We start from the raw sequence: 15,790 nt of genomic DNA, 5'->3' as shown, positions 1-15,790 counted from the left end.
GCATGGCTCAGGGCGCGGCCGTGGCCGCGGCGGCCCGGCGCGCCGCGAGCATCGCGGCAAGCTTGGCGCGGATCGCCGGCATCGCCGCCAGCGCGGCCTTCTCGCCTTCGAGGATAGCCTGGTTCTTCTGCTCGAAAGCGGTCGGACCGATGCCGCGCAGGTCGGGCCGGATCACCACGTCGGCGCGCGCGCTTTCCTGCGCGGCCAGTTGCCGGCCCATGATGTCGATGGACTGGCCGACGATGTTCATCATGCCCTGCGGGTTGCTGCCGTCGGGTGCGGCGGAAATGTCCACCGCGATCACGAAGTCGGCGCCGAGCTGGCGCGCCGCGTCGACCGGGATCGGGCTGACCACGCCGCCGTCGACGTAATGCTTGCCGTGGATCTCGACCGGCTCGAACACGCCGGGGATGCTCGAGGACGCGCGCACGGCGCGGCCGGTATTGCCGCGCACGAACACCGTGCGCGTGCCGCTTTCCAGCTCGGTCGCCACCGCGGCGAACGGCATCTTCAGCTGCTCGATCGGCTGCTTGTGCAGCAGCTGGTTGACGTAATCCTGCAACGCCTGGCCCTGCACCAGGCCACCGGAGAACAGCCGCACGTCGCGGATCTTCGCCTCATCGAGACCGAACGCGGTCTGCTGCAGCGCGAACGCGTCCATGCCGCTGGCGTACAGCGCGCCGACTACGCTGCCGGCGCTGGTGCCGGCGACCACGTCCGGGTGGATGCCGCTGGCCTCCAGCATCTTGATCACGCCGATGTGCGCGAAGCCCTTGGCCGCACCGCCGCCGAGGGCCAAACCGATTTTCAGCTTCACCGGCGGCGGCGCGACGATCGGTGGTGGCACAGGTTTGCTGGCATGGAAGCAGCCGCTCAACAGGAGCGTGGCAAACAGTGGCAGCAGGCGGCGAAGGGGCATGGGTCGATAGTGGCGGGAAGTTCAGGATCAGTCTCCTCCCCCTGCAAGGCAGGGGGAGGTCGGGAGGGGGTGCTTTTGATGTTGGGGCGAAGAGCGACCCCTCCCCGGCCCTCCCCTGCTTTGCAGGGGAGGGAGCAGAGCGTCAGCCAACTGCGCCGTCGGCCTCCTGGTGGTAGTGCGTGGCCAGTTCGACTTCCTGCTTCGAGCCGAGGAACACCGGTACGCGCTGATGCAATCCGGTCGGCTGCAGCTCCATGATGCGGCTGCGGCCGGTGGTCGCCGTGCCGCCGGCCTGTTCGACGATGAAGGCCATCGGGTTGGCCTCGTACATCAGCCGCAGCTTGCCGCCCTGCTGGAGGATCTTCGCGTCCAGCGGGTAATAGAACACGCCGCCGCGGGTCACGATGCGGTGCACGTCGGCCACCATCGAGGCGACCCAGCGCATGTTGAAGTCCTTGCCGCGCGGGCCGTCCTTGCCGGCCAGCAGCTCGCCGACGTAGCGCTGCATCGGCGCCTGCCAGTGGCGTTGGTTCGACATGTTGATGGCGAACTCGGCGGTCTCGACCGGAATGCGGATGGCGCGCCGGCTGAGGATGAAGCTGCCGACTTCGCGGTCCAGGGTGAACTCGTGGGTGCCGTGGCCGAAGGTCAGCACCAGCACGGTGGCCGGGCCGTACACCACGTAGCCGGCGGCGAGCTGGGTGGTGCCCGGCTGCAGGAAATGTTCGGCCTTCGGTTCGGTCACGCCGTCGGGGCAGCGCAGTACCGAGAAGATGGTGCCGACGGAAACGTTCACGTCGATGTTCGAGGAGCCGTCCAGGGGATCGAACAGCAGCAAGTGCTGGCCCTTCGGATAGCCGTCCGGGATCTGCTGCGGGTCTTCCATTTCCTCCGAGGCGCAGGCGGCGAGGTGGCCGCCCCAGGCGTTCGCTTCCAGCAGGATCTCGTTGGAGATCACGTCGAGCTTCTTCTGCGCCTCGCCCTGGATGTTCATGCTCAGCGCGTCGCCGCTGCCGGCCATGCCCAGCACACCACCCAGCGCGCCCTTGTTGGTGGCCACCGCGATGCGCTTGCAGGCGCGCGCGACCACTTCGATCAGCAGCGAAAGTTCGGCATTGATGTGGCCGGCGCGGCGTTCCTCAATCAGGAACTGGATCAGCGAGATGGGCTTCATGTCGGGTCCGTGGCAGAAGGAACGCGTATTGTCCCGGCTCCGGCTGAACGGTGCCAGCCCGGCGCCGTCCGCGGCCCGTATTCGGCCCGGCTACTGACAGCACGTTGGCAGCAGGGGGCGGGCAAGCTGTACCTCCATAGCGGAGGGACACGACATGCGCGATACGGTTTATTTCCTGGTATTCGATGGCTTCGCCGACTGGCAGGCCGCGCTGGCACTGTGCGAGATCCGTCGTCCCGGCGACTGGCAGGTGCAGACGGTGGGTTTCTCGCGGGCGCCGGTGACCTCGATGGGCGGGCTCTGCGTGCAGCCCGACTTGTCGCTGGCCCGGCTCGACTTCAAGCGGGCGGCGCTGCTGATCGTGCCCGGCGGCCACCTGTGGCAACGCGGCGAAGGCGATCCGGCGGTGGCGGCGATCCGCCAGCTGTATGCGGCCGGCGCGCCGGTGGCCGGCATCGACAGCGGCGTACTCGCGCTGGCCCGCGCCGGCCTGCTCGACCACTGCCGTCACACCGGCAACTGGAATGGGCAGATCGCCGCGCAGGTGCCCGGTTATGCCGGCGTCGAGCAATACGACAGCGAGGTGCTGGCGGTCAGCGACGGCGGCGTGATCAGCGCCAGCCACCTCGGCAGCGTGGAATTCGCCCGCGAGGTGATCCGCACGCTCGACCTGTACAGCCCCAGCGATCGCGAACATTGGTACCGCCTGTTCAAGCATGCCCAGCTGCCGCCCTGGTGCGTCGGCGAAGCCATGGCGGCGTGAGGAGAAGACCATGCATTCACTACTGCAACGCACCCTGATGGCCTACCGCCCGCTTTATCTGAATGGCCTGCTGCTGGACGGACAGTACAAGCTGCCCAAGGCCGATCCCACGGATGGTGCGGCGGGATCGCCGTGTCCGCCCCGACCGCGCCGGCGCATCCTGCTGGCCGCGCTGACCCACATCGTCTTCCGTCCCCGCGGCAAGTGACGACCGGGACCGGCCACGACAATTGACGTCGGCGCCGGCGCGAAACGCGGCATCGCTGATGTCGACCACACCAACAGGGTTTCCATGATCATCGACCACATCAGCCTGCCGGTCAGCGACCTCGCCCGCAGTCACGCCTTCTTCGGCCCGGCGCTGGCCCCGCTGGGCATCGCCGTGGTGAAGGAATATCCCGGCGAAATCGGCATGGGCCGCGACGAGCCGGAGTTCTGGCTGGCCGAGAGCCCGGCGGCACCGACCCCGCTGCACGTGGCCTTCGTCGCCGGCAACCGCGCGCAGGTGGATGCCTTCCACACCGCCGCGCTGCTCGCCGGCGCCAGCGACAACGGCGCGCCGGGCCTGCGCACGCACTATCACGCGAACTATTACGCCGCCTTCGTGATCGACCCGGACGGGCACAACATCGAGGCGGTCTGCCAGCTTCCGCAGGACTGAATCAGCGTATCGACCAGGAGCATCCAGCATGGACACGACACCCCGCGTCACCTTCTTCCATTCGCCACAGAGCCGCTCCGCCGGTACCCGTGCGCTGCTCGAGGAACTCGGCGCCGACTACGACCTGCACGTGCTCAACCTGAAGGCCGGCGAGCAGCGCGGGCCGGCGTATCTCGCCGTCAACCCGATGGGCAAGGTGCCGGCTATCCATCACGGCGGCGCGCTGGTCACCGAACAGCCGGCGGTGTTCATCTACCTGGCCGACCTCTACCCCGCGGCGAAACTGGCGCCGCCACTCGGTGACCCGTTGCGCGGACCGTACCTGCGCTGGCTGGTGTTCTACGGCTCGTGCTTCGAGCCGGCGGTGACCGACAGGTCGATGCAGCGCGAGCCGGCGCCGCCCTCGACCTGCGGCTATGGCGACTACGACACCATGCTGAAGACGCTCACCGAGCAGCTGGAAAAAGGCCCCTACCTGCTCGGCGACACCTTCAGCGCGGCCGACGTGCTGTGGGGTACCGCGCTGAACTGGACCACCATGTTCAAGCTGGTGCCGGAACTGCCGGTGATCCGCGCCTACATCGATCGCGTGCTGGCGCGCCCGGCGATGCAGCGTGCCGCGGCGAAGGATGCCGAGTTGCTGGCCACGCAGACGGCCTGATGCCATGAGCCGTGACCTCCGGCGCTGTTCGCCATCGTCCGCCTCGGCGATGATGCACGGATGCGCCGAGCCGATCGCCTGTTCCTCATCATCCACGCCCTGCGCGGCCGGCGTACCGCGCTGCAGGCGCGCTCGCTGGCGCAGACGCTGGGCGTCTCGCTGCGCACCGTGTACCGCGACGTCGCCGACCTGCAATTGTCCGGCGTGCCGATCGAGGGCGAGGCCGGCGTCGGCTACGTGCTGCGCAAGGGTTCGGACATCCCGCCGCTGATGTTCACCGCGAACGAGCTCGAGGCTCTGGTGGTCGGCTCGCGCTTCGTGCGCGCGTTCGCCGGCACCCAGCTGGCCGAAAGCGCGCAGTCCGCCCTGCTGAAGATCGAGGCGGTGCTGCCGCCGGAGTTGCGCGAGCGCGCCACGCGCACGCGGATCTTCGCACCGGTGTGGCGCGACCAGCACCGCGAGGATTTCGCCGCGTTGATCGACCGGCTGCATGCGGCGATCCTGGGCAACCGGGTGTTGCGGCTGGAGTATCGCGACGAGAGCGGCAACGCCAGCACGCGCGAGGTCGAGCCGCTGTGCCTGTCGTTCTGGGGCGGCAAGTGGACGCTGGGCGCGTGGTGCCGGCTGCGCCAGGACTTCCGCAATTTCCGCCCGGACCGGATCGCCGCCTGCGTGCCGAGCGACGAAGTCTTCGTGGAGACCGACGAACGCAACCTGGCCGCCTACCTGAGCGCGGTCGGCGTGGGCAAGCTCGATCTCGGCTGAGCGCTGGATCGTGTTGCCATGCCGCGGGATGAAGGCGAGGATAGGCGTCCATGTCACTTCGCGTAATGCATGCCGACGTCGTCCCGCAACAAGGAATCCGTGTGAACAAGCCCCTGATTATGGCGCGGCTGGCCGCGCTCGCGCTGGCCTGCAGCGTCGTGCCGCTGCACGCCGCAAGCACGCCCCCGGCCAGCACCGCCGCCAGCGCCGATGCGCGTTTCAAGAACATCTATAGCGCCGAGTGGGCCTGGCGCACCGGCCAGGCCGGGATCAGCACTTCCGGCGAGCCGCAGCTGAACAGCGGGCGGCTCGACCAGGTCGACGCGGCCAGCCAGCAGCGGCGGCTGGACTACTGGCAGGGCGTGCTGAAGCGGTTGGCCGGCGTCGACGCCGCGCAGCTGTCGCCGGCGAACCGGGTGAACTACGCGATCTACCGCGAGCAGATCGGCAACTTCGTCGCCGGGCAGCAGTTCAAGACCTGGCAGATGCCGTTCAACAGCGACTCCGCCTTCTGGTCCGACATCGGCTACGTGCTGGGCGGCGACCGCTTGCGCACGTCCGCCGATTACGACCGCTACCTCGACCGGCTCGGCCAGATCCCGGCCTACTTCGACCAGCAGATCGCGAACATGCGCGCCGGCCTCAAGCGCGGCTTCAGCGTGCCGCGTGCGGTGCTGGACGGGCGCGACGTGTCGATCGCCGCGGTGGCCGACCTGAAGGATCCGACCCAGAGCAGCTTCTACGAGCCATTCAAGCAACTGCCGGCGACGATCCCGGCCGACCGCGCGCAGGCGCTGCAGGGCCAGGCGTTGCGCCACATCCGCGACGAGGTGATTCCCGCCTACGCGAAGCTGCTGGCGTTCTTCCGCGACGAATACGTGCCGCAGGCGCGCACCACGCTGGCGGCCGAGGCGCTGCCGGACGGCAAGGCGTTCTATCGCCAGCAGATCCGCGAGTACACCACGCTCGACCTCGATCCCGACGAGATCCACCGGATCGGCCTCGACCAGGTGGCGAAGATCCATGCGCAGATGCTGGAGGTGATGCAGGACACCGGCTTCAAGGGCAGCTTCACCGACTTCCTGCAGTTCCTGCGCACGGACCCGCAGTTCTATGCGAAGACGCCGGAAGAGCTGCTGATGCGCAGCGCCTGGGTGGCCAAGCAGGTGGACGGCCAGATGCCGCGCTACTTCGGCCACTTGCCGCGCGCGCACTTCACCATCAAGCCGGTGCCGGACGACATCGCGCCGTACTACACCTCCGGCCGCGGCGGCGCGGATACCTACCTGGTCAACACCTACGACCTGAAGTCGCGGCCGCTGTTCAACGTGCCGGCGCTGACCCTGCATGAGAGTTATCCCGGCCACGCGCTGCAGCTGGAGCTGGCCGACGAGCAGCACGACCAGCCCGCGTTCCGCCGCAACAGCTACATCTCCGCCTACGGCGAGGGCTGGGGGCTGTACTCGGAATACCTCGGCGACGAGATGGGCATCTACCACACGCCGTACGAGCGCTTCGGTTACCTCACCTACCAGATGTGGCGCGCCTGCCGGCTGGTGGTCGATACCGGCATCCACCATCTCGGCTGGACGCGCCAGCAGTCGATCGACTACCTGACCGAAAACACCGCATTGTCCGCGCGCGAAATCGCCAACGAAGTGGACCGCTACATCAGCTGGCCGGGCCAGGCGCTGTCGTACGAGCTGGGCTACCTGAAGATCCGCGAGTTGCGCGCGAAGGCGGAGCAGGCGCTGGGCGCGAAGTTCGACCTGCGCCATTTCCACGACACCGTGCTGTCCACCGGCTCGGTGCCGCTGCCGGTGCTGCAGCAGCGCATCGACCGCTTCATCGCCGACGGCGGCCCGGAGCCGGACTACGCGTGCGACTGCGCGAAGGCGAGCGGCATTTCAGGGCATTGAATCCGGGGCGGCGGCCCGTTGGCCTTTACTGCATTTATGGAGTAATATTTCACGTAACTTCACAGGGAGAGCGAGTGCCATGACTGCTCATTCGACCCGCATCGCCGAAGTCGCGCCGCGTCATGCAGCGCCGGATACGCTCGCCGATCCGGCGTTGCGTGCGTTCTTCAAGCTCGCCGAGCACTGGAAACTGCGCATCGCCGACCAGCGCAGGCTGCTCGGCGATCCGCCGGAGTCGACCTTCTACAAGTGGAAGCGCCAGCAGGGCGGTGCCCTGGGACGCGACACGCTGGAGCGGATCAGCTACCTGCTGGGCATCTGGAAGTCGCTGCAGATCCTGTTCCCGGATCCGGCCCAGGCCGATGCCTGGCTGCACAAGCCGAACACGGCGCCGCTGTTCGGCGGCCACTCCGCGCTGGAACGCATGCTGTCCGGCAACGTCGCCGACCTGTATGTGGTGCGCCAGTACCTGGATGCGCAGCGCGGCTGAGCGAAGCGCATGCGCGGTCGCGATCGACGAGACGGTTGCGAGACACGCTTGGCTCCTCCCCCTGCAAGCAGGGAGGCTGGAAGGGAGCACATTAGGGAGCCCTGATGCCAATTGAACTGCCGCCCGTCAAACGCATCCGCTGGAACCAGGCCTACCGCATCGTGCCCAGCCGCTTTCCGCCGGTCGGGGTGTACGACCGCATCGCCGACCCGGCCGACCTCGACGCGCTGTTCGCGATCGAGGCGCTGACCAATCCGCGCCTGCGCGAGGAAGCCGGCGCGCTGAAACAGGTGCCGCGGGAACATCGCATCAGCGGGCCGGGCTCCACGCCGGTGATGGCCGCGTTCACCCATCTCAACCCGGAGGGCAGCCGCTTCTCCGACGGCACGTGGGGCGTGTTCTACGCCGCGCACAGCGTCGCCACCGCGGTCGAGGAAACCGTGTATCACCGCGAGCGCTTCCTTGCCGCCACCGCCGAACCGGTCTGCGACATCGAGATGCGCTGTTACCGCACCAGCGTCGACAGCAAGCTGCACGATATCCGCGGCGGTTGGAAGGCCGAGCACGATCCGGACGCCTATACGGCCAGCGTCAAACTGGCGCGCGAGCTGCGCGATGCGGGCTCCAACGGCATCGTCTACGACAGCGCCCGCCATCGCGGCGGCGAATGCCTGGCCGCGTTTCAGCCCGACGCGGTGGCGCCGTGCACGCAGGCGCAGCATCTGGTGTACCGCTGGGACGGCACGCGCATCGCGCAGGTGCTGGCGGTTTCGGAGTTGCCGCGGCAGCGCTAGGCTGTGGGCGTACCCGACGAGGCGAGCCGATGAAGACCCTGCGCAATCTGCTGCTGTTCCTGCTGCTGTGGCCGTTGCTGGCGGCGGCGCGCGACAACCGCGAGAACGACCACGCGCAATGGAACGCCGAGATCGCCGCATTCCAGGCCGGCGACCGCGCGCATCCGCCGGCGCCTGGCGCGGTGCTGTTCATCGGCAGTTCGTCGATCCGCATGTGGACCTCGCTGGCGGCGGATTTCCCCGGCGTGCGCACGCTCAACCGCGGCTTCGGCGGCTCGGAGATCGACGATGCCACCTTCTTCGCCGACCGCATCGTGGCGCCGTACCATCCGCGCGCGATCGTGATGTACGCCGGCGACAACGACCTGCAGGACGGCGACAGCCCGGCACACGTGCGCGATGACTTCGCCGCCTTCGTGCGCAAGGCGCGTTCGCTCGATCCCGGCGTGCCGATCGCCTTCATCGCGATCAAGCCCAGTGTGGCGCGCCAGGCGCTGTTGCCGAAGATCCGCGAGGCGAATGCGCTGGTGCGATCGTACGCGGCGAACCAGACGGGCGTTGCTTATCTGGACGTCTTTACGCCCATGTTGGGCAAGGACGGCCAGCCGCAGTCGCGATGGTTCATCGCCGATGGCCTGCACATGAACCGCCAGGGCTATGCACTGTGGATCGGGGTGGTGAAGCCCTGGCTGGACGCGACGCTGCGCTGATCCGCGCTCAGGTATCCGCGTTGGTGGCCCAGCCCACGCGATCGCCACGGGTGAACACGCGGTCGCTGTCCAGCACGTCGCCGGCCGCATGTGCGGGCTGTTGCTTGAGCTCCGCGTAGATCGGCGTGAAGTCGGGATGGGTCGCCTCGAACAGCTGCTCGAAGCTGTCGATCACGAAGTAGGTCTGCTGGTAGGTGTCGATGCGGTAGCGCGTGCTCATCACGCGTTCCAGGCCGAAGCCGATGCGGTTCGGCGAGGGCGAATCCAGGCTGTAGATCGACTCGCCCTTGGAGCTGACGATGCCGGCGCCGTAGATGCGCATGCCCTCGCTGGTGTTGATCAGGCCGAACTCCACCGTGTACCAGTACAGGCGGGTCAGGTTCATCAGCGCGTCGGGGCCGATCGCGAATGCCTTCATGCCGCCGCGGCCGTAGGCTTGCATGTAATCGGCGAACACCGGATTGAGCAGCAGCGGCACGTGGCCGAACAGGTCGTGGAACAGGTCCGGTTCGCTGAGGTAGTCGAGCTGGTCGGGTTTGCGGATCCACCAGCTGACCGGGAAGCGGCGGTTGGCCAGGTGGTCGAAGAACACCTCGTCCGGCAGCAGGCCTTCCACCGCCACCAGCTCCCAGCCGGTGGCGGCGCCAAGCACCTTGTTCAGCTCGGCGAATTTCGGGATGCCGCCGTCGCCGAGGCCGAAGCGCTCCACGCCGGCCATGAACTCCTTGCAGGCACGCCCGGGCAGCAGCTCACGCTGGCGCTTGTACAAGGTGTCCCACACCTCGTGGTCGGTCTTGCTGTAGCTGGCCCACGGCTGCTCGACCACGCCGGTGGCGTACACCGGCACGTAGCCGCGGTCGGTCTGCTGGTGTTCGACTTTGCGGGGCGTGTCCATGGCGTACTCCGATGCGGCTTGGGCAGGCTTCCAGCATACGGCGGTTTCGCCGCACCAGGGTTGTTTTGTTGCCCTGATTGGCGTAGTGAATGCACTATTCTTGCTTGAATCGATGCATTGTGTGAGGTTTATTGCACATGACGACACTCGACCGCACCGACCTGCGCATGCTCGCCGTGCTGCAGAGCGAAGGCCGCATCACCAACGCCGAACTGGCCGAGCGGGTCAGCCTGTCGCCGTCGGCCTGCCTGCGCCGGCTGCAGCGGCTGGAGGCGGATCGGGTCATCACCGGCTATGCCGCGCAGGTCGATCCGCAGGCGGTGGGGCTCGGCCTGCAGGCGTTCGTGCGGGTGCAGCTGACCAAGCACGAGAGCGCGGCGATCGAAGGCTTCGTCGAGCACGTCAACGGCTGGGACGAGGTGGTCGCCTGCCACGCGCTGACCGGCGACATGGATTACCTGCTGCATGTCTATGTGGCCGACCTCAAGGACTTCTCGCGCTTCCTGCTCGATCATCTGCTGAACGCCGCGGGGGTGGCCGACGTCAATTCCAGTTTCGTGCTGCGCACGGTGAAGCGTTCGCCGTCGTTGCCGCTGGCCCAGCTCGAACGTTGAGTCTCTCGCGCGCATCAACTGACGCTAAACTAACCGACTGATGAGCATCGATACCGCCACCGAGCCCGACCGCGACCTGCTGCGCCCGCTGCGTTACCTGTGGCGGGTGCCGTTGCTGCTGCTGCACATCGTGCTGGGCATCCTGCTGTGCTCGCTGATCCTCAGCTGGAACCAGCATGTGGTGATGAAAAACGGCCGTGAGCCGTTCGCGCACCGCATGATCCGCTGGTGGTCGGTCAATCTGCTGCGTGTCTTCGGCCTGCGCTCGGTGCGCATCGGCGAGGCGCAGCGCGACCCGGTGCTGTTCGTCGCCAACCACACCTCGTGGATCGATATCGTGATGCTGCACAGCCAGCGCGCTGCCTGCTTCGTGGCCAAGGCGGAGATCGCCGGCTGGCCGCTGGTCGGCTGGCTGGCACGGAACGGCGGCACCATCTTCCATCGCCGCGGCAGCAACCATTCGCTGTCCACGGTGATGCAGGCGATGGTCGAGCGGATGCGCAGCGGCCGTTCGGTGGCGGTGTTCCCGGAAGGCGGCACCGGCTACAACGGCGTGCTGAAGATCTTCCACGCGCGCATCTTCCAGGCCGCGCTGGATGCCGAAGTGCCGGTGCAGCCGGTGGCGTTGCGCTTCGCCCGCGACGGACGCCGAGCGATCGATGCCGGCTTCCGCGAGGACGAGAGTTTCCTGCACAACATCGTGCGCATGCTGGGCGAGGCGCCGATGGATGCCGAGGTGCACTTCCTGGCGCCGGTACCGGCCGCACCGGATGCACGCCGGCGCATGGCCGAGCTGTCGCGCGAACGCATCGCCGCCGCGCTGGAAGACCGCCCCGGATGAGCCTGCTGCACGGAAAGGATTTCCGACCGCCCTGGCCGCTGCGCAGTGGTCACATCCAGACCATGCTGTCCTCCAGCGGGGTGCGCCGCCTCCTGTTGCCGCGCGCCGCGAAAACCGTGCTGCAGGGCGCCGAGGCGGTGGTGGTCGACGGCGGCGGCGGCGTGCGCCTCACCGGCGCGTATACCGCGCAGCAGACCCGGGCGCAGTCGCGCGGCCTGGCCGTGCTGTTCCATGGCTGGGAAGGCAGCGTCGATTCCACCTATGTGCTGCAGACCGGCAGCCGCCTGCTCGCCGACGGCTGGGACATCTTCCGGCTGAACTTCCGCGACCACGGCGACAGCCACGGGCTCAACGAGGCGCTGTTCCACTCCTGCCGCCTCGACGAGGTGGTGCACGCCTTGGGCGACATCGCCGAGCGCTGGCCGGCGCGGCCGATGGCGCTGGCCGGCTTTTCGCTGGGCGGCAATTTCGCGCTGCGCGCGGCGATGCAGACCTCGCTGGTCGGCGTCCCGCTGAGCTACGTGCTGGCGGTGTGCCCGATCATCGACCCCGGCGAGGGCCTGTTCTCGCTGGAGGAATCCGCGCCGTGGTTCTACCAGGCGTACTTCATGCGCAAGTGGCGGCACTCGCTGCTGGCCAAGCAGAAGGCGTTCCCGCAGCACCAGTATTTCGAGATGTCCGAGTTGAACCAGCATCTGCGCGGGCTGACCGAGTCGATGGTACGGCGGCATACCGACTTCAAGTCGCTGCAACAGTATCTGGACGGCTATTCGGTGGCCGGCGACATCATGCAGGCGATGCAGATTCCCGCCACCATCCTCACCGCCAAGGACGATCCGGTGATCCCGGTCAGCGGCTTCGAGAAGCTCGAACTGCCGGCCAACGTCGAGCTGGACATCGCGCCGTACGGCGGCCACTGCGGTTTCATCCGCGGCTACGGCATGACCAGCTACACCGACGACTACATCGCCACGCGCTTCAATGCGGTGGCGGACGCCGCCCCGGCCACCAGCTGACCGGGCTGCCGTCCGGTCCGCCGCGAATGCTGCGGCGCGGTTTGACAGAACAAATTTGGATCGATACAAATCCCGTCATGCCGGCGTTTCCATGCCTCTGGCCATCACATGCCGGCCGGCGCGACCGCACGAAATACCGTTGCTCTCATCGACACCGAGGCTGGCCGTGACCGCATTGCCATCGACGACATTCGCCCATGCCCGCCGCCACCTGCGCCGCGGGCTATGGCTGGCCTGCGCGGTGCCGATGCTGGCGATCGCGGCCACGCCCGGAGCAACGTTCCTGCGCTCGTTCGAGCCGGCGGAGCCGGCACCCATGGCATCGCCGGCCCCGTCGTCGTTCTCCGCCGAAGTGGCCGGGGGCCCCGCGGCAGCGGCGGCGCTCACCGCCAAGCCCGGGGTCGGCTTCAGCGGGCTGCATGCGCTGCACTATCGCGGCAGCGCGGGTGGCCCGCAGACGGCGGAACTGTATGCGGTGAACCTGCCGGTGCAGGCGGACACGCAGCTGTCGTACCTGATCTTCCCGGTGTCGAATGCGGGCGACCTGCGCAATCCTTCCACCTATGTGGCGGTGGACCTGCTGTTCGACGACGGCAGCCGGCTGTCCACCCGCGGCGCACGCGACCAGCATCGGGTCGGCGCCTCGGCGCGCGCGCAGGGCGACGGCCGCACGCTGTATCCGGACCAGTGGAACTACCTGTCGATCGACGTGGGCGCGGTCGCCGCCGGGCGCACGATCAAGCGCATCGTGCTGATGCACGACGGTCCGGCCGCCAGCTTCGAGGGCTACCTGGACGACCTGCGCCTCGGCGCCTCGCCCGCCGATACGCGCCGGCGGCCCAGCGACTTCGTCGACACCCGCCGCGGCACGAACTCCAACGACCGCTTCTCGCGCGGCAACAACTTTCCCGCGGTGGCCGTGCCGCACGGTTTCAACTTCTGGACGCCGGTGACCGATGCCGGCTCGAACTGGATCTACCAGTACCAGCAGCGCAACGGCGCCGACAACCGCCCGCGGCTGGAAGCCTTCGCGCTGTCGCACGAACCGAGTCCGTGGATGGGTGACCGGCAGACCTTCCAGCTGATGCCGGCCGCGGTGGCCCGCGGCGCGCCGAGCGCGAATCGTGCGGCGCGCGCGCTGAGCTTCAGCCATGCGAACGAGACCGCGCACGCCCACACCTATCGCGTCGCCTTCGACAACGGCATCGTCACCGAGATCGCGCCGACCGACCACGCCGCGATGTTCCGCTTCACCTTCAGCGGCGACCGCGCGCAGCTGGTGTTCGACAATCGCGACGACCGCGGCGGCATCGTGCTGGATCCGTCCGGGCGCAGCTTCAGCGGCTGGTCCGACGTGAAAAGCCGGCTCTCCGCCGGCGCCACCCGGCTGTTCTTCTACGGCACGCTCGACCGGCCGGTGCGCGAGAGCGGCCGGCTTCGCGGCGAAGGCCGCGACCGCGTGGCCGCCTGGTTCGGCTTCGACACCACGAAGACGAAAGTGTTGAACCTGCGCATCGCCACCTCGCTGATCAGCCTGGAACAGGCGCGGCGCAACCTGGCACTGGAGATCGCACCGCACGAAACCTTTGACGACGTGCGCGAACGCGCGCAGCGGCAGTGGGATGCGCAGCTCGGCATCGTCAAGGTGCGCGGCGCCAGCCGCGACGAGCTGACCACGCTGTACTCCAACCTGTACCGGCTGTTCCTGTATCCGAACGCCGCCTACGAGAACACCGGCACGGTGACGCAGCCGCACTACCGCTACGCCAGCCCGTTCTCCGCGCCGGTCGGCCCGGACACGCCTACGCAGACCGGCGCGCGCGTCGTCGACGGCAAGCCCTACGTCAACAACGGCTTCTGGGACACCTACCGCACCGCGTGGCCGGCCTACGTGCTGCTCACGCCGACCAAAGCTGGCGAAATGATCGACGGCTTCGTGCAGCAGTACCGCGACGGCGGCTGGATCGCACGCTGGTCGTCGCCCGGCTACGCCGACCTGATGGTTGGCACCAGCGCCGACGTGGCATTCGCCGACGCGTGGCTGAAGGGCGTGCGCAACTTCGACGTGCGCGCGTTCTACCAGTCCGCGCTGAAGGATGCCACCGTGGTCAGCCCGCTCGCGGGCACCGGCCGCAAGGGGCTGGAACACGCCATCTTCAACGGCTACACCGACAGCAGCGTCGACGAAGGCCTGTCCTGGTCGATGGACGGCTACATCAACGACTTCGCGATCGGCAATCTCGCGGCCGCGCTGGCGGCCGCGCCGGCCGCGGACGACCCGTACGCCGCGCACTACGCCGATGACGCGGCGTACTTCCGCCAGCGCGCGCTGGGCTACGCGAACCTGTTCGATCCCGCCGTCGGCTTCTTCGTGGGTCGCGACGCCGCCGGCACGTGGCGCTACGACCCGAAACATTTCGACCCGCTGCGCTGGGGCGGCGACTACACCGAGACCAACGCCTGGAACATGGCCTTCCACGCGCCGCAGGACGGCGCTGGCCTGGCCGCGCTGTACGGCGGCCGCGCCGCGCTGGCGGCGAAGCTTGATGCGTTCTTCGCCACGCCCGGCGAGTTCCACGTCGGCAGCTACGGCGAGCCGATCCACGAGATGCTGGAGGCGCGCGACGTGCGCATGGGCCAGTACGGCCACAGCAACCAGCCCTCTCACCACATCATCTACATGTACGACTACGCGGGCCAGCCGTGGAAGACGCAGGACAAGGTGCGCGACGTGCTGAGCCGCCTCTACGTCGGCAGCGAGATCGGCCAGGGCTACCCGGGCGACGAGGACAACGGCGAGATGTCCGCCTGGTACCTGTTCAGCGCCGCCGGTTTCTATCCGCTGCGCATGGGCACGCCGGCATACGTGATCGGCGCGCCGTACTTCCCGCACATGGACATCGCGCTGGAGAACGGCAAGCACCTGGTGATCGACGCGCCTGCGGTCAGCGACCGCAACCGCTACGTGCAGGGATTGCGTGTGAACGGCCGGCCATGGCACCGGCTGACCCTGCCGCACGCGCTGCTGGCGCAGGGCGCCACGCTGGAATTCACGATGGGGCCGCGCCCGTCGCGCTGGGCCAGCGACGAAGACGCCTTGCCGCCGTCGCTCACCGGCGATGGCCGGCCGCAACCGTTGCACGATCTCGTCGAAAAGCGACTGGGCCGGGCTCGCAGCATCCCCGTCATCCCGGGCCTGCCACTGCTGTTCGACAACGACTCCGGCACCGAAGTGGCGTGGCCCACCGCCACGGCCACGATCGACTGGTACTTCGGGCTGCCGCGCCGGGTGACGATGCTTACGCTGACCGCGGGCAGCACGGCCGCGGTGCCATCGGCCTGGCGGTTGCAGGGATCCGCCGACGGGCAGCACTGGTCCACCCTCGATACGCGCCACGACGAACGCTTCGCCTGGCCGCAACAGACCCGCGCCTTCGCCGTGCGGGAACCGGGCGAGTACGCGTACTACCGCCTGCAGGTCGACGCGGCGACGACGAACGCCAGGCGCGTCCTGGCCGAGATCGAGTTACTCGGTGCCGATTCCCCCTAGGCGGAGATGTCGAACAGA

At 68.2% G+C, this 15,790-nt stretch carries 16 protein-coding genes; 13 read left to right on the top strand and 3 right to left on the bottom strand.

From position 1 onward, the window contains the following. Positions 1 to 7: 7 nt before the first annotated feature. Both ABIE04_RS08595 and ABIE04_RS08590 read right to left on the bottom strand, forming a co-directional pair. Positions 8 to 919 carry a patatin-like phospholipase family protein gene (locus ABIE04_RS08595; protein WP_354548680.1) on the bottom strand — a complete coding sequence of 304 codons (912 nt, stop codon included), beginning with the start codon at positions 917 to 919 and terminating at the stop codon, positions 8 to 10. A gap of 142 nt (positions 920 to 1,061) precedes the next feature. Then, entirely contained in the window at positions 1,062 to 2,093 is a 1,032-nt protein-coding gene (locus tag ABIE04_RS08590) for a class 1 fructose-bisphosphatase (RefSeq protein WP_354548677.1), read from the bottom strand. A 154-nt stretch (positions 2,094 to 2,247) separates the two neighbouring features. Here ABIE04_RS08590 and ABIE04_RS08585 point away from each other — a divergent pair, with 154 nt between their 5' ends. The 9 genes from ABIE04_RS08585 to ABIE04_RS08545 all read left to right on the top strand — a co-directional run bounded on the left by ABIE04_RS08585 (position 2,248) and on the right by ABIE04_RS08545 (position 8,856). After that, entirely contained in the window at positions 2,248 to 2,856 is a 609-nt protein-coding gene (locus tag ABIE04_RS08585) for a DJ-1/PfpI family protein (protein ID WP_354548675.1), read from the top strand. 10 nt (positions 2,857 to 2,866) lie between these two features. After that, the gene (locus ABIE04_RS08580) at positions 2,867 to 3,064 is read left to right on the top strand and encodes a hypothetical protein (RefSeq protein ID WP_354548672.1); all 198 of its coding nucleotides are present in this window, start codon (positions 2,867 to 2,869) and stop codon (positions 3,062 to 3,064) included. Between the two features lie 84 nt (positions 3,065 to 3,148). Beyond that, on the top strand, positions 3,149 to 3,517 hold the full coding sequence (locus ABIE04_RS08575; protein WP_354548669.1) for a VOC family protein: 369 nt from the start codon (positions 3,149 to 3,151) through the stop codon (positions 3,515 to 3,517). 28 nt (positions 3,518 to 3,545) lie between these two features. Continuing rightward, positions 3,546 to 4,178 (top strand): glutathione S-transferase family protein, encoded by a 633-nt coding sequence (locus tag ABIE04_RS08570; RefSeq protein ID WP_354548666.1) that lies wholly within the window; start codon positions 3,546 to 3,548, stop codon positions 4,176 to 4,178. Between the two features lie 60 nt (positions 4,179 to 4,238). After that, on the top strand, positions 4,239 to 4,943 hold the full coding sequence (locus tag ABIE04_RS08565) for a helix-turn-helix transcriptional regulator (RefSeq protein WP_354548664.1): 705 nt from the start codon (positions 4,239 to 4,241) through the stop codon (positions 4,941 to 4,943). Between the two features lie 101 nt (positions 4,944 to 5,044). Then, positions 5,045 to 6,862 carry a DUF885 domain-containing protein gene (locus tag ABIE04_RS08560; protein ID WP_436410361.1) on the top strand — a complete coding sequence of 606 codons (1,818 nt, stop codon included), beginning with the start codon at positions 5,045 to 5,047 and terminating at the stop codon, positions 6,860 to 6,862. A gap of 79 nt (positions 6,863 to 6,941) precedes the next feature. Further along, on the top strand, positions 6,942 to 7,352 hold the full coding sequence (locus ABIE04_RS08555; protein ID WP_354548662.1) for an MbcA/ParS/Xre antitoxin family protein: 411 nt from the start codon (positions 6,942 to 6,944) through the stop codon (positions 7,350 to 7,352). Positions 7,353 to 7,456: 104 nt separating this feature from the next. Further along, a complete protein-coding gene (locus tag ABIE04_RS08550; protein ID WP_354548660.1) occupies positions 7,457 to 8,146 on the top strand; it encodes an RES family NAD+ phosphorylase in 690 nt (229 codons plus the stop codon). Positions 8,147 to 8,175: 29 nt separating this feature from the next. Further along, on the top strand, positions 8,176 to 8,856 hold the full coding sequence (locus ABIE04_RS08545; protein ID WP_354548658.1) for an SGNH/GDSL hydrolase family protein: 681 nt from the start codon (positions 8,176 to 8,178) through the stop codon (positions 8,854 to 8,856). A gap of 7 nt (positions 8,857 to 8,863) precedes the next feature. Here the strand turns inward: ABIE04_RS08545 and phhA are convergent, their stop codons facing one another. Beyond that, the gene (gene phhA / locus ABIE04_RS08540; protein WP_354548656.1) at positions 8,864 to 9,751 is read right to left on the bottom strand and encodes a phenylalanine 4-monooxygenase; all 888 of its coding nucleotides are present in this window, start codon (positions 9,749 to 9,751) and stop codon (positions 8,864 to 8,866) included. A gap of 137 nt (positions 9,752 to 9,888) precedes the next feature. Here phhA and ABIE04_RS08535 point away from each other — a divergent pair, with 137 nt between their 5' ends. The 4 genes from ABIE04_RS08535 (at position 9,889) to ABIE04_RS08520 (ending at position 15,772) form a co-directional block, all read left to right on the top strand. Then, positions 9,889 to 10,365 carry an Lrp/AsnC family transcriptional regulator gene (locus ABIE04_RS08535; protein ID WP_354548653.1) on the top strand — a complete coding sequence of 159 codons (477 nt, stop codon included), beginning with the start codon at positions 9,889 to 9,891 and terminating at the stop codon, positions 10,363 to 10,365. A gap of 40 nt (positions 10,366 to 10,405) precedes the next feature. Beyond that, complete coding sequence (locus ABIE04_RS08530; RefSeq protein ID WP_354548651.1) at positions 10,406 to 11,206, top strand: lysophospholipid acyltransferase family protein; 801 nt, start codon at positions 10,406 to 10,408, stop codon at positions 11,204 to 11,206. Then, positions 11,203 to 12,222 (top strand): YheT family hydrolase, encoded by a 1,020-nt coding sequence (locus ABIE04_RS08525; RefSeq protein ID WP_354548648.1) that lies wholly within the window; start codon positions 11,203 to 11,205, stop codon positions 12,220 to 12,222. The genes ABIE04_RS08530 and ABIE04_RS08525 overlap by 4 nt, the downstream gene beginning before the upstream one ends. A 247-nt stretch (positions 12,223 to 12,469) precedes the next feature. Continuing rightward, positions 12,470 to 15,772: a GH92 family glycosyl hydrolase gene (locus tag ABIE04_RS08520; protein ID WP_354549838.1), complete on the top strand. Its 3,303-nt coding sequence runs from the start codon at positions 12,470 to 12,472 to the stop codon at positions 15,770 to 15,772. The last annotated feature ends 18 nt before the right edge of the window (positions 15,773 to 15,790 follow it).

The sequence above is a fragment of the Rhodanobacter soli genome (assembly GCF_040548735.1).
GTDB lineage: Bacteria > Pseudomonadota > Gammaproteobacteria > Xanthomonadales > Rhodanobacteraceae > Rhodanobacter > Rhodanobacter soli_A.
This window is presented reverse-complemented; position numbering and strand designations above follow the sequence as displayed.

Bases quoted from the DNA above. Each gene is read 5' to 3' on its own strand.
- ABIE04_RS08595 (WP_354548680.1), bottom strand. From the start codon at position 919: ATGCCCCTTCGCCGCCTGCTGCCACTGTTTGCCACGCTCCTGTTGAGC.
- ABIE04_RS08590 (WP_354548677.1), bottom strand. From the start codon at position 2,093: ATGAAGCCCATCTCGCTGATCCAGTTCCTGATTGAGGAACGCCGCGCC.
- ABIE04_RS08585 (WP_354548675.1), top strand. From the start codon at position 2,248: ATGCGCGATACGGTTTATTTCCTGGTATTCGATGGCTTCGCCGACTGG.
- ABIE04_RS08580 (WP_354548672.1), top strand. From the start codon at position 2,867: ATGCATTCACTACTGCAACGCACCCTGATGGCCTACCGCCCGCTTTAT.
- ABIE04_RS08575 (WP_354548669.1), top strand. From the start codon at position 3,149: ATGATCATCGACCACATCAGCCTGCCGGTCAGCGACCTCGCCCGCAGT.
- ABIE04_RS08570 (WP_354548666.1), top strand. From the start codon at position 3,546: ATGGACACGACACCCCGCGTCACCTTCTTCCATTCGCCACAGAGCCGC.
- ABIE04_RS08565 (WP_354548664.1), top strand. From the start codon at position 4,239: ATGCGCCGAGCCGATCGCCTGTTCCTCATCATCCACGCCCTGCGCGGC.
- ABIE04_RS08555 (WP_354548662.1), top strand. From the start codon at position 6,942: ATGACTGCTCATTCGACCCGCATCGCCGAAGTCGCGCCGCGTCATGCA.
- ABIE04_RS08550 (WP_354548660.1), top strand. From the start codon at position 7,457: ATGCCAATTGAACTGCCGCCCGTCAAACGCATCCGCTGGAACCAGGCC.
- ABIE04_RS08545 (WP_354548658.1), top strand. From the start codon at position 8,176: ATGAAGACCCTGCGCAATCTGCTGCTGTTCCTGCTGCTGTGGCCGTTG.
- phhA (WP_354548656.1), bottom strand. From the start codon at position 9,751: ATGGACACGCCCCGCAAAGTCGAACACCAGCAGACCGACCGCGGCTAC.
- ABIE04_RS08535 (WP_354548653.1), top strand. From the start codon at position 9,889: ATGACGACACTCGACCGCACCGACCTGCGCATGCTCGCCGTGCTGCAG.
- ABIE04_RS08530 (WP_354548651.1), top strand. From the start codon at position 10,406: ATGAGCATCGATACCGCCACCGAGCCCGACCGCGACCTGCTGCGCCCG.
- ABIE04_RS08525 (WP_354548648.1), top strand. From the start codon at position 11,203: ATGAGCCTGCTGCACGGAAAGGATTTCCGACCGCCCTGGCCGCTGCGC.
- ABIE04_RS08520 (WP_354549838.1), top strand. From the start codon at position 12,470: ATGCTGGCGATCGCGGCCACGCCCGGAGCAACGTTCCTGCGCTCGTTC.